The sequence below is a fragment of the Qipengyuania sp. CAU 1752 genome, from assembly GCF_054482615.1.
Map to the genome: position 1 here is coordinate 2,145,608 of NZ_JBTLRE010000001.1, position 15,434 is coordinate 2,161,041.

Consider the following 15,434-nt stretch of genomic DNA (forward strand, 5'->3'; position numbering starts at 1 on the left):
TCTTACTTGCGAAGACCCAGCTTCTGGATCAGCTCGTTGTAGCGTTCGACATCTTTCTTCTTGAGATAGGCGAGCAGGCTACGACGCTTGTTGACCATCTGCAGAAGACCACGACGCGAATGGTTGTCCTTGTGGTGGTCCTTGAAGTGGTCGGTCAGGTTCCGGATCCGTTGGGTCAGGATTGCTACCTGGACTTCAGGGCTGCCCGTGTCATTCTTGTCGCGGGCATTTTCCTGGATGATCTTAGTCTTCGTTTCGGCATCTACCGACATGGATATTCTCTCTTACTCAGCGACATCTTGCAGATTGAAACCCCGTACGACCTTGGCCGTACCACCGCTGAGTTCTACCAGCGCAACCGGAATCGATTCCAGCTTCGCACAATAGAGCCCGTCGGTCTGGGGCATCCCGGAAAGGACCCGGCCCTGGCGGACCGCCTGCGCGCTTTCCGGATCGAGTTGCAAGGCCGGGATGTCGTCCAGCCCCGCCTCGAGCGGCAGGAGTAGGTCTTGAAGTGGCGCGCCCTTGCCGATTTCGTCCAGTTTGTCCAGCGAAATCGCCTGTTCCTGGAGGAACGGGCCAGCCTTGGTCCGTCGCAGATAGGTCACGTGGCCGACCGTGCCAAGGGCGTGTGCGATGTCCCGTGCAAGAGACCGGATGTAGGTGCCCTTTGAGACATGGGCTGTCAGCGTCACCGCCTCGGCCAGTTCAAGCGGCACGGAGGGGTCATAGGGATCGGGTCGGCCGGTGGTGGTCTGGAAGCTGGAGCGCAGTTCGGGATCTTCGCGCTCACCGGCGAATGTCAGCGAATAAATTGTCACGTCGCGTGTCTTCATCTCCACCGTTTCGCCTGCCCGCGCCAAGTCATAGGCGCGCTTGCCATCAATCTTCAGCGCTGAATAAGCCGGTGGAATCTGCTCGATTGCGCCGGTGAAATGTTTCAGCACCGCCGCGATGGCCGCCATCGGGGGACGCCTGTCGGACCGCTCGACAACATCGCCGGCAGCATCGAGCGTATCGGTCTCCTCGCCGAACTGGAGCGTGAACTCATAGACCTTGCTGGCATCGAGCATGCGTCCTGCCAGCTTGGTCGCTTCGCCAAGCGCAATCGGCAAAACGCCCTCGGCTTCGGGGTCGAGCGTTCCGCCGTGGCCTACCTTGGTCTTGGCATAGCCGCCAGTACGCAGGTTGCGTTTGACCGCCGCCACCGCCTGGGTCGAACCCAGCCCACGCGGCTTGTCGAGGATGATCCAGCCATTGGGCGGGGAATGAAGGTCGCTCATATCCCCTGAGGCTGGGGTTTCGCGCCGCCGATTACAAGCTGTGCGGCCTGGCCAAATACCAGCCGGTTGACCACCAGCGCCGTCGCGATCGAAACGAACAGCGTCACCGCCATGCCGTGAATGTAGTGTGCTGGCTGCCATGCCATGCTCCAGAAAGCATAAAAGCCGACCCCGGTGACAACGCCGATCATGGCCGCAGCCGCCTTTACGTTGCGGAACAGTAACCCGACGATGAAGGCCGAAAGAATCGGCATGGAAAGCAGGCCATAAAGCTGCTGCACCGTGTTGATCAGGCTTTCCTGGCTGGCGAAGAAAGGCACCAGCGCCAGCGCCAGCACGCTCATCACGACTGACACGATCGCGCCCATCCGCCTCACGCGCTTGACGTCGCCGACATAGGCTTCGTGAATATCGCAAACATACAGCGCCGCGGAGGCATTAAGGATCGAGTTGAAGCTGGTCAGGATGGCAGCGGCGATGGCGGCGGCGAATGCGCCCGAAAGCCACAAGGGCAGCACCGCGCTCACTACCCTGCCATAGGCAGCATCGCCGACATCGCCGAACAGCTTGTAGCTGACGATGCCTGGCACCACCACAATCACCGGAACTATCAGCAGGCGGATAGCAGCGGCCACCATCACGCCCTTTTGTGCTTCCTTGATCGATGGCGCGGCCATGGCGCGCTGGGTGATGGTCTGGTTGGTCGACCAGTAAAAAGTCTGGATGAAAATCATGCCGGTCAGCAGCGTATGCCAGGGGATCGGGCTGGCATCATCGCCAATCATGGTCAGCCGCTCGGCCGGGATACCCGATAGGTCGAAGTCGATTGCCTGCAGCGCCAGCCATACCACCAACAACGCCAGGCCAAGGACAAGCACTCCGGAATAGGTGTCGGAAACCGCCACCGCGCGCAGCCCACCGACAATGGCATAGGCCGCGCCGACAATCGCCAGGATCACCGCGCTGGTCATGATGGTCGACAAATCGGTCGGCAGGCCGACAAGCGACAGAAGGAACAGCGAACCACCGTAAAGAATGGCCGGCAGGAATATGAAAAGATTACCGAAAAGAAACAGCAGGCTGATCAAGGCGCGGATGTGCTTGTCGCCGTATTTCTTCTGCAGCAGCTCGGTCGTGGTGGTGCAATTGTTGCGGTAATAGACCGGCAGGAAAATGAAGGCGAGGATCAGCAGGCCGAGCACGGCAGCGAATTCCCACCATGCTAGCAGCGCCATCTGGTTGCCGTTCATGCCGACCAGCTGGTCGGTCGACAGATTGGTCAACGTGATAGAGCCGGCGACGAAATACCAGGCCAGCCCGCCATTGGCGAGAAAGTAGTCGCGCTCGTCCTGTGGCCCGGCCCCGCGCGTGCCGCGACAGTGCAACCAGGTTGCCAACGCAATGCCAGCCGAAATGGTCAGAAAGACCGCGACCTGCACGCTGTTCATTCGAACTTCCCCCTCAAGCAGGCCTACCCCGCTTTCTGCGTGGGACCAATGGGCAAGCGCGAAAATCAGCGATAAGACAGCTCGCGTGCAGGACTATGCGAGAATTTGCTGTGGCGGGACCGAACTGGCGCTTGCCGCCCGCCTCGGTGAGCGGCCTCGCCTCCTTTATGCGGGGCCCGCTCTGGTAAACGTGTCACCTCCGGAACTCGCAGCACTAAGCACACGCGCACACGCGCCGGGTGGACCGGAAACACCGATCGCGGCCAGCCTGCTCAACCCCATCGGCTGCGGATTTCCCGGCCCGCCCGGCTTGCTCGGCCATCGTGCTGGACAGGACTGGGCGATCGACCTGCGCGTGAACAGTGTCGAGGTCGGCGAAGCCGGCATGACTGTCACGACGTCAGACAGTCATGCCGGATTGACCGCCACGCATGAGTTCATGCTCGAGCCCGAGAGCGGGGTCCTCACCACACGAACTTCGCTCCGCAATGACGGCCAGACCCCGTTCGACCTGCAATGGCTGAGTGCGCTGTGCCTGCCGCTCGACATGCGGTTCTCGCAGGTCACGACATTCGGAGGCAAATGGGCAGACGAATTCCGGTGTGAGCAGATGCGCCCGGTCGCCAGCGCGTTTTTGCGCGAGGGTCGTTCCGGCCGCAGTGGCCATGCCAGCTATCCCGGCCTCTATTGCGGCACCACCCAGACCGGTGAGAATTCCGGCCTTGCTGCGGCATTCCACCTTGGCTGGAGCGGCAATCACCGGCTGCGGATAGACCGGTTGGAAGATGACACGCTCTCACTCCAGGCGGGCGAATTGTTGCTGCCGGGCGAAGCAATGCTCGGCCCGGGCGAGAGCTATTGCGCCCCTCCGCTCCATGCCTGCTGGTCGCGCGAGGGCTATGGCGATGTAACCCGCCGCCTGCACCGTCATGTCTCTTCCATGGCTGCGCACTCCCGCCCGCGTCCGGTTCATTTCAACACGTGGGAAGCGGTCTATTTTGACCATAGTCCCACCCGCTTGATGGCGCTGGCCGATCAAGCCGCCGCGGTCGGAGCCGAACGCTTCGTGCTCGACGATGGCTGGTTTGGCGCGCGGCGCAGCGACCAGGCTGGGCTAGGCGACTGGACTGTATCGAGCGATATCTTCCCTGAAGGGCTGGAGCCACTGGCCGATCATGTCCGGACGCTGGGCATGGAGTTCGGCCTCTGGATCGAGCCGGAAATGGTCAATCACGACAGCAATCTCTACCGTTCTCACCCCGATTGGCTGTTGGAGGCCGAAGGTGCAGCTCCGATCCCTTCGCGTCATCAATGGCCGCTCGACCTGACCCGCCCCGAAGTGTGCGACTACCTGTTCGAGAGTATCGACAACCTCGTGCGCGAGCTGGGCCTCGCCTACCTTAAGTGGGACATGAACCGCGACATCCAGCACCCTGGCGGAAGCGACGGTCGCGCGGCGATGCACCGACAAGTGTTGGCGCTCTACGCATTGGTGGACCGGATCCGCGCCGCCCACCCGGCACTCGAGATCGAGAGCTGCTCGAGCGGTGGAGCACGGGCCGATTATGGCATCGTTTCGCGCAACCACCGCGTCTGGCCGAGCGACAACAACGATGCCCGCGCTCGCCATTCAATAATGCGCGGAGCAGCACACTGGCTGCCGCTGTCCATGCTCGGCAACCATGTCGGTCCGCGCAAATGCCACATCACGGGTCGCCGTTTCTCGATGGAGTTCAGGGCAGCAAGCGCGATCTTGGGGCACATGGGAATAGAGCTCGACCTCGCGGATGAAAGCGAGAACGCCCGCTCTATCCTCGCGAGCGCCATTGCCCTGCACAAACAGCATCGCGCCTTGATCCATGAAGGTGCCTACCACCGGCTGGAAACACCGGAGCACATTGCCGCCAGCGGCGTGGTTGCAACCGATGCAGACGAGGCGCTGTTCCAGATCGCCGTGCTCGATGTGCATCCCGGCCCGCACCCGCCGCGGGTCCGGTTCACGGGACTCGATCCGAAGCGCCGTTATCGCATCTCCTGCGCCTGGCCAGCGAGGCTTTCAAACGAGCCAACCGGTTTTGCCGGATCGGCATTGATGGAGTACGGGCTGCAATTGCCGCCAACCCATCCCGACACCTGCCTGATATACCGACTGGAGGCCGAGATTTGAGCGAGACCTACGACCTCCTGATAATCGGTGGCGGCATCAACGGTGCCGGGATTGCTCGCGATGCTGCCGGGCGCGGGGCAAAGGTCCTGCTGGTGGAAAAGGACGATCTTGCCAACCACACATCGAGTGCGTCGACCAAGCTGGTCCACGGCGGACTCCGCTATCTGGAGCATTACGAATTCCGGCTGGTGCGCGAGAGCCTGATCGAGCGCGAGCGATTGTGGGCAATGGCACCGCATATCATTTGGCCGCTGCGCTTCGTCCTGCCCCACGACACGGGCCTCCGACCCAAATGGATGCTGCGGCTCGGCCTGTTTCTCTACGACCATATCGGTGGACGCAAACGCCTGCCGCCGACGCGCACGGTCGACCTGCGTTCACCGCTGCACGGCGATGTGCTGGAGGACCGGCTCGTCACCGGGTTCGAATATTCCGATTGCTGGGTCGAAGATGCCCGACTGGTCGTTCTCAACGCCGTGGACGCGACGGAGCTGGGAGCTGATATTCGCACCCGGACGGAGTGCGTGGCGCTCGAACGTGGGCAATCAGACTGGACCGCGACCTTGCGGAGTTCGGAAGGCGGCGAAAGCACTGTGCATGCCAATGTTGTAGTCAACGCCGCCGGACCATGGGTCGATCGCGTCCTGGGCCGCGCCGCCCCTGAGAAGACCCATCAGAACCTGCGGCTGGTCAAGGGCAGCCACCTGATCTTCCCGCGGCTGTTCGAACACGACCACTGCTATATATTCCAGAACCGCGACAACCGGATCGTCTTTGCAATTCCCTATGAGAGCAAGTTCACGCTGGTCGGGACAACCGATGTTCTGTTCACCGGCGAACCGGGCCCCATCGACATTTCCGACGACGAAAGCCGATATATTTGCGACGCGGTGAACGAATACCTGAAGCGCAAGGTGACACCGGGTGACGCCGTGTGGAGCTATGCTGGGGTCCGCCCGCTCTATGAAGATCGTGCGAAGGACAATTCAACCGTGACCCGCGATTACGTGTTCGAGGTCGACAATGCCGGCGGCAAGCCGCCGATCCTGTCGATTTTCGGCGGCAAGATCACAACCTATCGCAAACTCGCCGAGCATGCCCTTGAGAAACTGGAGTTTCCCGGCGACGCTTGGACCGCTTCGAAGCCCCTGCCAGGCGGTGATTTCGCGAGCGACCAGTTCGACGGCAGCGATATCGCGCGCGATCACGATTGGGCCCGGGAAAAGCTGGGAGCAGAGACCTTGCTTCGCTTCGGCCGCGCCTATGGCACCGATATCGAACGCATCATCGGCACGCTTTCGAACCCTGCGGACTTGGGCCACGAAATTGCACCGGGATTGTGGGAGGCCGAGCTGCGTTACCTGGTCTCCCGCGAACTCGCCCGTACAGCCGAAGATGTGCTGTGGCGACGCAGCAAACTGGGCCTGCATTTGGACGAAGCTGCTCAGGCCAATGTGGCCGCGTGGTTTGCCGAGCAGGATATTGGACCGTGAGCGATCCTGAGGTTCTCCCTCGTTCGACAGGTTCCAGCAAGGTCTATCGCCGGAGCTTCCGCAAAGCTGACGGGCGCATGTTGTGGCTCTACGGCCAAGCACCGCACCGGGGTGAACCCTTGCCCGAAAGCGCTCAGGAGATAGCCAAGGGCGGCGAGTTGCGGTTCCATCCATTGCGGCAGGAATGGAATGTCTATGCGGCTCACCGACAGAACCGGACCTTCAAGCCCTCGACAACGGACGATCCGCTTGGCCCCAGCATCCCTGACGGACCTGAGACCGAGATCCCGTTCGAAGATTTCGAGCTGGCCATATTCGAAAATCGGTTTGCCGCCTTCCATCCCGATGCCGGCCAGCCCGCCGATCTGGGCGGACTCGCGGCTGAACCGGCGCGTGGGGCCTGCGAAGTCGTGGTCTATGATCCGCGCCCGAGCGGCAGCCTCGAAACGATAGGACAGGCCCGCCGCGAAATTCTGCTGGCAGCGCTTATCGATCGCTATGACGCGCTCTTTTCTGGCGGTTGCGCCTATGTCCTGCCATTCGAGAACCGCGGCGACGAAGTGGGGGTGACGCTGCACCATCCACATGGGCAAATCTACGGATTTGAGAAGGTACCACAGGTCCAGCAGCACGCAGTCGATGCCTTTGCGTCAGGTTACGACCTGGCAACCGAGATAGCGAAGGCAATGCCGGATTACGGAGTGGGTGAGCGGGACGGCGTGGCCGCATTCGTCCCCCGCTTCGCACGCTTCCCCTACGAGACCTGGCTTGCCCCGCTGGCGGCGCGACAGGGGCCTTGGGATTGCTCGGACACCGAGTTGCAGGGTCTGGCGTGGTGGCTGGGCGAGATCACCCGCCGCTATGACGCGCTGTTTCAGCAACCCGCTGCGACCATGATGGCATTCCACGCTGCTCCGTGCGGTGGGGCCGAGGGTTACCACTTCACCGTCCAGTTCTATCCCTTGCTGCGGGCTCCGGGCCGGATCAAATACCTCGCCTCGGTCGAGCAGCATAGCGGCGTGTTTACCGTCGACGTGATGCCGGAAGCCGCCGCCAAAGCCCTGCGGACGCTTTGACATGCAGGCCGCTAGCATGACCGTGCCTGGCCGCGTCAATCTGATCGGCGAGCATACCGACTATAATGGCGGAATGGTCCTGCCCGCGGCGCTGTCGATCGCGCTGACCGTCAATCTCCTGCCCCGTTCCGACCGCAGGATCAGCGTCTCGGCGCGAGGATATTCGGGCTCGGCCGAGCGAAGGCTGGACGAACCGGCGCAGGGTCATTGGTCGGACCCGAGCGTTGGGGCGCTGCGGGAGGCGGTTGCGCTCGGGCTTCTGCAAGATGGCGCGGACATCGTCATCCGCTCTGACATTCCTGCCGGTTCGGGACTGTCCTCGTCCGCTGCACTGATCGTCGCCATTCTCAAGGCGGCGCGGCTTCACGCCGGGGCCGACCATGCCGACCTCGACATCGCGCTGGCGGCGCGGCGGGTCGAGAACGATTACATCGGCTTACCCTGCGGTATCATGGACCAGGTTGCGGTGGCCGTGGCGCAGCCGGGTCAGGCCATTGCACTCGACACCGCAACGCTGGATTACGAGCTTGTCGAACTGCCGCGCAGCCATGCCATGGTGGTGCTGCATTCGGGCCATAGCCGAAGGCTGTCGGATGGACGGTATCTGCAGCGCAAGGCGGAATGCGATGCTGCAGCGCAAGCGCTCGCTACTGATGCGCTATGCCTGCTCGACCCTGTGGCAATTGAAAACGCATCGGACATCGAGCCCGTCCTGCGCCGCCGTGCCCGGCATTGTTCGACCGAGCATCGCAGGGTCCTGGCGGCACGCGACGCACTGGCTGCGAATGACCTCGCAACCTTCGGGGCGCTTATGAATGCAAGCCACGCCTCGATGCGCGACGATTTCGAAGTCTCGATCCCACCGATCGACGCGCTCGTGGCCGATTCAGTTAAATATGGCGCGCTGGGTGCGCGGCTGACAGGCGGAGGTTTCGGCGGCTGCATTGTCGCCTGCGTCGAGGACACCGTCCGCGGGCAATGGCTGGAACGCGTGCTGGAACAGCACCCCAAGGCGCGCTTCATCGACCAGGTCGGCGGCGAGCCTAAGGGCTAGGCTGCGATAGCGTTGGCCAGGTCTAGGAACTGCGTCATGATCCAGTCGACCGGCGGTCCAACCGTATTCTCGATCACCCCCAGCCCCGGCGCAAACCAGGTCAGCGCGACCAGCCCCATGAACAGCAGCATTCCGACCGGGCGCAGCCGCTCGTAATGCCGCGCCAGCGATGGCGGCAACAGTCCTTCAAGGATGTGTGACCCGTCGAAGGGCGGGATCGGCAGCAAGTTGAAGAAGGCGAGGAATACGTTGACCAGGATGAAGTAGAAGAACGCCTGCGCCACGACCGTTGGCTCGCCCGCCACCTCCAGCGTCAGCAGGGGCCCGGTGAGACCGAGAACGATGGCACCCAAAAACGCCAGCACGAGATTGATGCCCGGACCTGCTGCCGCCACCGCCATCATCCCGAACCGCGGATTGTCGAGCCGTTGCTTGATGACCGGCACCGGCTTGGCCCAGCCGAAAACCGGGCCGCCGACCGCCAGCAGGAAACCCGGCACGAGCAACGTGCCGACCGGGTCGACATGACGGACTGGGTTGAGGCTCAGCCGCCGTTGTTCCTTGGCAGTCGGATCGCCCAGAGCTAGCGCAGTCCATCCATGTGCGACCTCGTGGAAGACGATGGCGATGATAAGCACCGGAATGAGGATCGCGGCGAGCAGGATGGTTTCACTCATGATCAGGAGATAGGAGCCTTGCGGCTAGTCCGCCAGCGCCTGCATGAAATGCCTGCGACAAAGCGCGGTATAACGATCGTCGCCGCCGATTTCGGTCTGCGCACCCTGCTTGACCGCATTGCCGGTACCATCAACCCGCAGGTTCATGGTTGCCTTGCGTCCGCAATGGCAGATGGCCTTCAGTTCGACGAGCGCGTCGGCGATCCCCAGCAAAGCTGCCGAGCCGGGGAAGAGCTGCCCCTGGAAGTCGGTCCGCAGGCCATAGCAGAGCACCGGGATGTTGGTCTCGTCTGCCAGCCTTGCGCATTGCCACACTTGCTCTTCGGTCAGGAATTGCGCCTCGTCGATCAGCACGCAGTCGACGCCGCCGGAAGCGTGTTCGTTGAGAACGAAGGCGTAAATGTCGGTCGTCTCGGCAAATCGATGGGCGTCGCTGGCAAGGCCGATCCGGCTGCTGATCGCTCCGAAGCCGGGTCGATCGTCCAGCGCGGCGGTCCAGAGCGAGACTGTCATCCCCCGCTCGCCATAGTTGAATGCCGTCTGCAACAAGGTCGAGCTCTTGCCCGCATTCATGCTGGAATAGTAGAAATAGAGCTTGGCCATCCCTGTCCACGCTATCGGCGATTACAGGTGGATACCAGATGTTCATCGGGGCGACAGGGCGCAATCGCGATGCTAGTCCACACATATTGTGAATTGATGGGGCGAGTGGATACATGGCTGACGGAATCGCGGCGGCGAAGCAGAATGGCGTGCTCGGCTGGATCGAGCGCAGCGGCAACAAGCTGCCTGACCCGGTGTTCCTGTTCTTCTGGTTGATAGCGGTGCTGATCGTGATCTCGATCCTTGCCTCCTTGTTGGGATGGTCCGTCTCGCATCCGACCGAACTCGATCCTGATACAGGCGCGGCACGCGTTATCACGGCGACCAGCCTGCTGAGTCCGGAGAACATCCAGCGGTTGTGGGTCGAGATGCCCAAGACCTTCACCCACTTCCATCCACTGGGCTACGTGCTGGTTGTCATGTTGGGGGCTGGCGTGGCCGAGCGGGCAGGTCTTTTCGGTACCGCGATGCGCGCAGGCGTGCGCAATGCGCCGCTCAGCATCCTGACGCCGATCGTCGTGCTGGTGGGGATGCTCGGCAACCTTGCCGCCGACGCTGCCTATGTCGTCCTCATCCCGCTTGCCGGGATCATCTTTCACGCCGCCGGGCGGCATCCGGTGGCAGGCATCGCTGCCGCATTTGCTGGTGTTTCGGGCGGCTTTTCAGCCAATCTCGTCCCCGGCCAGCTCGACGCGCTGCTGTTCGGTATTACCGAAGCAGCGGTAGAGACGGTGTTCGGCGATTTCACCGCCAATATCGCCGGCAACTGGTACTTCATCGCCGCGATGACTTTCATTTTTCTGCCGGTGATCTGGTATGTTACCGACAAGATAATCGAGCCGCGGCTGGGCACGTGGGACCCGGCCCGCGCCGGGCGCGCCGCCGATGATGAAGAAGGCGACCGCGCCCTGAACGATGGCGAGCGCAAAGGTCTGCGCCGCGCCGGTCTGGCCATCCTTGGGGTTGTCGCCCTGTGGCTCGTGTTCCTGTTCGGCCCGGGCACCCCTCTGATTGACGAGGCAGCTAATCCCGAAGCGCAGCTGACACCGTTCTACCAGAGCCTAGTGGGTGGCTTCTTCCTGCTCTTCCTACTTTCCGCCTGGGCCTATGGCAGCGGAGCGGGAACGATCAAGAACCACCGCGACCTGGTCAAGATGATGTCCGGATCGATGGAGGATATGGCCTATTACCTCGTCCTAGCCTTTGCTGCCGCGCATTTCGTGGCGATGTTCGCCTGGTCCAATCTCGGCCTGATATTGGCGGTCGAGGGGGCAGACTTCCTCGGATCGTCCGGCCTGCCGGCCTGGGCGTTGCTGGCTGCGATCATCGTGGTTTCATCCCTGCTCAACATCTTCGTCGGTTCGGCCAGCGCCAAATGGGCGCTGCTGGCCCCGGTGCTGGTGCCGATGCTGATGCTGCTCGGCATCACGCCCGAAATGGCCACCGCCGCCTATCGCGTCGGCGATAGCGCCACCAACATCATCACCCCGCTTATGGTCTATTTCCCGCTGATCCTGATATTCTGCCAGCGCTGGGACAAGGATTTCGGCCTCGGCAGCTTGGCCGCGACCATGCTGCCCTATTCGATCGGGCTGCTCGTCGTGGGCCTTGCCATGACCGTCGGCTGGGTCGTGCTTGACCTGCCATTGGGTCCGGCAGCGGAAGTTTTCATGGAAGTTCCGACGACCATTGATCCGACCGCGCCGGCGACCGCCAACTAGGATTGGTGTCGATCACCTGGTGAAGTGACGGAGCGTGGCGAGCTTAGCCTCGCCGCGCTCCCGCACGAGACGGAGGTGCGCGGACCAAAGCGTCAGTCGCTATCGTCGTCCTTACTCAGGTCGCGCGCGACGCGTGGGTCGCGGAGCAGGCTTTCGATGCGACCAGCTTCGTCGAAACTTTCATCGGCCCTGAATTGTAGCTTGGGCGCAAATTTCAGGCCCAGCCGCTTGGCGACTTCCTTTTGCAGGAACGCGGTGTTCCTGCGCAGCGCCGTGACAATCTCGTCTTCGCCAAGCCCCAACAGGGGCTTCACATAGACGCTGGCGTTGCGCAGGTCCGGGGTCATCCGAACCTCGGTCACCGCGATATTTGCGGCGCTGACAACGTCATCATGCACTTCCTGCCTGGCCAGCAGTTCGGACAGGATATGACGCACCCGTTCGCCAACCTTGAGGACCCGAACCGATTGCTGTTCGGAGGTAAATTCCTTGCGAGCCATCATGTGTCTCCTGTCGGCCGCGGGGTCGGGATGGCAGTGCTGGTCGAGCGAGCGAGCGTCGTTCCATCGGCCCCGAACAATTCGCCTTCGAGAAAGATTACTCGACGCCCGCGCCGAACTACCCGGCCCTTCCCCACCAGGGGCCCCGCCGGCACCGGCCGCAGCAGCGTCATGTTGATTTCCAGGTTGAGCGGAGCGTCGGCATGGTCTGTGGCCCAGACATGCGCCCAGCCCATCACCTCGTCGAGGAAACCGGCAACCAATCCACCCTGCACACTCCCGCGAGGCGTGATGAAGCTGGCCGGCGCATTGAAGCGCAAGGTAATCTCTTCGCGTTCGGCGTCGAAATGGTCGAACTCCACGCCCATCAACTCGGCATGGGCAGCGCCAAGCGCGTGCCGGGTTGCCGCGGTCATGCGTCGGTTCCCGGCACTGGTGTGGGCAAGGCTGTCGAGGTCGCACGGGCGAGCATATTGCCACTCTGGTCGTAAAGCTCGCCTTCGAGGAATGCGACCCGCCGACCGTGCTTCACGACACGACCCTTGGCGGTAATTGTCTCGAGCGGCACCATGCGCAGGAAGGTCAGCTTCATGTCGAGATTGAGCGGCAGGGACGCGTCATCGGTCACGGCCAGCAAGGCGCTGCCCATGACTTCGTCGAGAAAACCCGCGATCAATCCGCCTTGCACGGCCCCCCGTGGAGAAGCGAACTCCGCCGGCGGGGTGTAATGCATGGTGATCTCGCCAGCGTCCGCGTCAAACGACACGAATTGCGACCCCATCAGGCGCGACGACGGCGAACGCTGTGTTTCGTACGTCCTGACCATGCACTTCCCGGCAACGCCCTAGCCAACGACCAGGGTGCGCTCGCGCTCCTCGACTTCGAAGACTTCAAGCTGGTCACCCGGCTGGATGTCGTTCGTATCAGCCAGCACCACGCCACATTCGAGACCGGCGCGCACTTCGTCGACATCGTCCTTGAAACGACGCAGCGAAGCAATGGTGGTGGCGGAGACAATGACGTCCTCGCGGGTGAGGCGTGCGAAGAGACCCTTGCGGATAACCCCTTCCTCGACCAGCAGGCCGGCGGCCTTGTCCTTCTTGCCCGAACGGAAGACTTCCTTGACCGCAGCACGGCCCACGACAGTCTCGATCCGCTCCGGTCCGAGTTCGCCGGCCATCTCCTTGGCCACTTCCTCGGTCAGGTGGTAGATCACGTCGTAATACATCATCCGCACGTTATCGCGTTTGACCAGTTCGCGGGCCTTGGAGTTGGGCCGCACGTTGAAGCCGATGATCGGCGCGTTCGATGCTGCTGCCAGATTGACATCGGTTTCTGTGATTGCCCCGACACCTGCGTGCAGCACGCGCACCTTGATATCCTCGGTCGATACAGTGTGCAGCGCATTGACGATCGCTTCAACCGAACCCTGCACATCGGCTTTCACCAGCACCGGCCATTCGATGACGTTCGACTGCAAGTTGTTGAACATCGTGTCGAAGCTGGTCGGAGCAAGTGCCGTACGCTTAGCGGTCGCCTTTTCCTGGCGATACTCGGCAACTTCACGGGCACGCTGCTCGTTTTCGACCACCGCCAGCTTTTCGCCGGCTCCGGGCACGCCACCCAAGCCAAGCACTTCGACCGGCATGGACGGGCCCGCTTGCTTGATCTGCTTGCCCTGGTCATTGACGATGGCGCGCACCTTGCCGCTCTCAGTGCCGACAACAAAGATGTCGCCACGCTTGAGCGTACCGCGGGTGATGAGCACGGTCGCAACCGGTCCACGACCCTTGTCGAGCTGTGCCTCGATGACGGTCGCTTCGGCGGGTCGATCGGGACGCGCCTTGAGTTCGAGCAGTTCGGCCTGCAGCTCGATCTTTTCGAGCAGTTCGTCGAGACCGGTCTTCTTGAGCGCGGAAATTTCCACGTCCTGCACGTCGCCCGACATCTTCTCGACAATGACTTCATGTTCGAGCAGGCGGTTACGGATATTGTCCGGTTGCGCGCCTTCCTTGTCGACCTTGTTGATGGCGACAATCATCGGCACACCGGCGGCCTGGGTGTGTTTGATGGCCTCGATCGTCTGCGGCATGACGCCGTCGTCGGCGGCAACCACTAGGACCACGATATCGGTAACATTGGCACCACGCTGACGCATTTCGGTGAAGGCGGCGTGACCCGGCGTATCGAGGAAGGTTATCTTCCCGCCGTTCTTGGTCTCGACCTGGTAGCTGCCAATATGCTGGGTAATCCCGCCGGCTTCGCCCTTGGTTACATTGGTCCCGCGCAAGGCGTCGAGCAGCGAGGTCTTGCCGTGGTCGACATGGCCCATGATGGTCACAACCGGCGGACGCGGCTGGAGAGTTTCCTCCGGATCCTCGTCAGCGGTGGTATTGATTTCGACATCGCTTTCGGAGACGCGCTTGATGTTGTGGCCGAACTCCTCGACCAGCAGCTCTGCGGTATCCTGGTCGATCGTCTGGTTGACGGTGACCATCATGTCCATATTGAACAATGCCTTGACCAGGTCTGCGCCCTTTTCCGCCATACGGTTGGCCAGTTCCTGGATCGTGATGGCTTCCGGTACCACGACGTCGCGGACCTGCTTTTCGCGCGGCGTGGACGGGCCACCCTGCAGGCGGCGCTCCTTCTCACGGGCGCGCTTGAGCGCGGCGAGCGAACGGGCACGCCGGCCCTCGTCCTCGTTGAGGGCCCGCGAAACGGTAAGCTTGCCCGAGCGGCGCTTGTCCTTTTCGCTGGGCGCGACACGCTTTTCTTCCTTTTTCTTTTTCTCCGGCTTCTTAGGCTCGGGCCGGGCAATCGGCGTGAACTTGCGTGCGGCCGGGGCAGGCTTGCCATCATCTACTTCCGCAGCAGCGGCATCGGCTGAAGCATCAACTGCCGCAGCTTCGGCTTCGGCAGCAGCTTTCGAGGCAGCCTTGGCCTCTTCTGCTGCTCGTTCTTCGGCCTCTTCTTCAGCCTTGCTTTTGTCCTCGGCGCGCTGCTTTTTCTCTGCTGCGCTCTCCTTGGCTTTCTTGTCGTCGCGCTTGCGCGCTTCCTGGGCCAGGCGAAGCCGATCCTCTTCGGCTTCGCGCTGCAACCGCGCAACACGCTCCTGCGGGGTCTCGTCGGATGAGCTGGGCTTCTTGGGCGCGGCCTTCTTGGGCTTCTCGGCCACCGGGGGCGGGGGCGGCGAGGGAGGCGCGGGCTCGGGCGCTGGTGCGGGTGCCGGCTCTTCCCCGGGCTTCACGAGCTTACGGCGGCGCTTCACCTCGACCGCCACCTTGTTGGTGCGGCCGTGGCTGAAGGTCTGCTTGACCTCACCCGCATCCACGCTCCGCTTGAGGCCAAGCGGTTTGCGGGTCCGGGGCTTGTCGTTTTCGTCGCTCATAAAACTCGTATCTCTCTCTCG

14 protein-coding genes are annotated in these 15,434 nt (G+C 62.3%); 5 read left to right on the forward strand and 9 right to left on the reverse strand.

Features of this window, described 5'->3' with window-relative positions; translation table 11 throughout:
- Positions 1-2: 2 nt before the first annotated feature.
- From rpsO to ACXYL9_RS10405, 3 genes are read right to left on the reverse strand one after another with little or no spacing between them, the layout of a single operon-like run.
- Positions 3-272, reverse strand: a complete 270-nt coding sequence (rpsO, locus tag ACXYL9_RS10395) for a 30S ribosomal protein S15 (protein WP_459039423.1) — start codon at positions 270-272, stop codon at positions 3-5.
- 12 nt (positions 273-284) lie between these two features.
- Complete coding sequence (truB, locus tag ACXYL9_RS10400) at positions 285-1,283, reverse strand: tRNA pseudouridine(55) synthase TruB (protein WP_459039424.1); 999 nt, start codon at positions 1,281-1,283, stop codon at positions 285-287.
- Positions 1,280-2,731, reverse strand: a complete 1,452-nt coding sequence (locus ACXYL9_RS10405; protein WP_459039425.1) for a sodium:solute symporter family transporter — start codon at positions 2,729-2,731, stop codon at positions 1,280-1,282. The genes truB and ACXYL9_RS10405 overlap by 4 nt, the downstream gene beginning before the upstream one ends.
- Before the next feature lie 85 nt (positions 2,732-2,816).
- Between ACXYL9_RS10405 and ACXYL9_RS10410 the strand changes: the two genes are divergently transcribed.
- Genes ACXYL9_RS10410 through galK form a run of 4 tightly spaced genes read left to right on the forward strand, consistent with a single transcriptional unit; the run spans position 2,817 to position 8,521 of the window.
- A complete protein-coding gene (locus ACXYL9_RS10410; RefSeq protein WP_459039426.1) occupies positions 2,817-4,898 on the forward strand; it encodes an alpha-galactosidase in 2,082 nt (693 codons plus the stop codon).
- A complete protein-coding gene (gene glpD, locus ACXYL9_RS10415) occupies positions 4,895-6,391 on the forward strand; it encodes a glycerol-3-phosphate dehydrogenase (RefSeq protein WP_459039427.1) in 1,497 nt (498 codons plus the stop codon). The genes ACXYL9_RS10410 and glpD overlap by 4 nt, the downstream gene beginning before the upstream one ends.
- The gene (locus tag ACXYL9_RS10420) at positions 6,388-7,467 is read left to right on the forward strand and encodes a galactose-1-phosphate uridylyltransferase (RefSeq protein WP_459039428.1); all 1,080 of its coding nucleotides are present in this window, start codon (positions 6,388-6,390) and stop codon (positions 7,465-7,467) included. Before glpD ends, ACXYL9_RS10420 begins: the two co-directional genes overlap by 4 nt.
- A gap of 16 nt (positions 7,468-7,483) precedes the next feature.
- The gene (gene galK / locus ACXYL9_RS10425) at positions 7,484-8,521 is read left to right on the forward strand and encodes a galactokinase (RefSeq protein ID WP_459039429.1); all 1,038 of its coding nucleotides are present in this window, start codon (positions 7,484-7,486) and stop codon (positions 8,519-8,521) included.
- Here the strand turns inward: galK and ACXYL9_RS10430 are convergent.
- Positions 8,518-9,198, reverse strand: coding sequence for a site-2 protease family protein (locus ACXYL9_RS10430; RefSeq protein ID WP_459039430.1), 681 nt, complete (start codon positions 9,196-9,198; stop codon positions 8,518-8,520). The two genes, galK and ACXYL9_RS10430, sit on opposite strands and share 4 nt — an antisense overlap.
- A gap of 24 nt (positions 9,199-9,222) precedes the next feature.
- A complete protein-coding gene (locus ACXYL9_RS10435; RefSeq protein WP_459039431.1) occupies positions 9,223-9,801 on the reverse strand; it encodes a thymidine kinase in 579 nt (192 codons plus the stop codon).
- A gap of 113 nt (positions 9,802-9,914) precedes the next feature.
- On the opposite strand from ACXYL9_RS10435, the gene ACXYL9_RS10440 reads away from it, so the two are divergent.
- Positions 9,915-11,522 (forward strand): AbgT family transporter, encoded by a 1,608-nt coding sequence (locus tag ACXYL9_RS10440; protein ID WP_459039432.1) that lies wholly within the window; start codon positions 9,915-9,917, stop codon positions 11,520-11,522.
- Positions 11,523-11,614: 92 nt separating this feature from the next.
- Here the strand turns inward: ACXYL9_RS10440 and rbfA are convergent, their stop codons facing one another.
- From rbfA to infB, 4 genes are read right to left on the reverse strand one after another with little or no spacing between them, the layout of a single operon-like run.
- Positions 11,615-12,022 carry a 30S ribosome-binding factor RbfA gene (rbfA, locus tag ACXYL9_RS10445; RefSeq protein ID WP_459039890.1) on the reverse strand — a complete coding sequence of 136 codons (408 nt, stop codon included), beginning with the start codon at positions 12,020-12,022 and terminating at the stop codon, positions 11,615-11,617.
- Entirely contained in the window at positions 12,022-12,438 is a 417-nt protein-coding gene (locus ACXYL9_RS10450; protein WP_459039433.1) for a PaaI family thioesterase, read from the reverse strand. The genes rbfA and ACXYL9_RS10450 overlap by 1 nt, the downstream gene beginning before the upstream one ends.
- Positions 12,435-12,848, reverse strand: coding sequence for a PaaI family thioesterase (locus ACXYL9_RS10455; protein WP_459039434.1), 414 nt, complete (start codon positions 12,846-12,848; stop codon positions 12,435-12,437). The genes ACXYL9_RS10450 and ACXYL9_RS10455 overlap by 4 nt, the downstream gene beginning before the upstream one ends.
- An 18-nt stretch (positions 12,849-12,866) precedes the next feature.
- Positions 12,867-15,413 carry a translation initiation factor IF-2 gene (infB, locus tag ACXYL9_RS10460; RefSeq protein WP_459039435.1) on the reverse strand — a complete coding sequence of 849 codons (2,547 nt, stop codon included), beginning with the start codon at positions 15,411-15,413 and terminating at the stop codon, positions 12,867-12,869.
- Between the last annotated feature and the right edge of the window lie 21 nt (positions 15,414-15,434).

Coding starts and splice junctions, on each gene's coding strand:
- ACXYL9_RS10455 (WP_459039434.1), bottom strand. CDS start 12,848: ATGGTCAGGACGTACGAAACACAGCGTTCGCCGTCGTCGCGCCTGATG.
- rbfA (WP_459039890.1), bottom strand. CDS start 12,022: ATGGCTCGCAAGGAATTTACCTCCGAACAGCAATCGGTTCGGGTCCTC.
- ACXYL9_RS10450 (WP_459039433.1), bottom strand. CDS start 12,438: ATGACCGCGGCAACCCGGCACGCGCTTGGCGCTGCCCATGCCGAGTTG.
- rpsO (WP_459039423.1), bottom strand. CDS start 272: ATGTCGGTAGATGCCGAAACGAAGACTAAGATCATCCAGGAAAATGCC.
- ACXYL9_RS10435 (WP_459039431.1), bottom strand. CDS start 9,801: ATGGCCAAGCTCTATTTCTACTATTCCAGCATGAATGCGGGCAAGAGC.
- ACXYL9_RS10440 (WP_459039432.1), top strand. CDS start 9,915: ATGGCTGACGGAATCGCGGCGGCGAAGCAGAATGGCGTGCTCGGCTGG.
- galK (WP_459039429.1), top strand. CDS start 7,484: ATGACCGTGCCTGGCCGCGTCAATCTGATCGGCGAGCATACCGACTAT.
- truB (WP_459039424.1), bottom strand. CDS start 1,283: ATGAGCGACCTTCATTCCCCGCCCAATGGCTGGATCATCCTCGACAAG.
- ACXYL9_RS10405 (WP_459039425.1), bottom strand. CDS start 2,731: ATGAACAGCGTGCAGGTCGCGGTCTTTCTGACCATTTCGGCTGGCATT.
- infB (WP_459039435.1), bottom strand. CDS start 15,413: ATGAGCGACGAAAACGACAAGCCCCGGACCCGCAAACCGCTTGGCCTC.
- ACXYL9_RS10430 (WP_459039430.1), bottom strand. CDS start 9,198: ATGAGTGAAACCATCCTGCTCGCCGCGATCCTCATTCCGGTGCTTATC.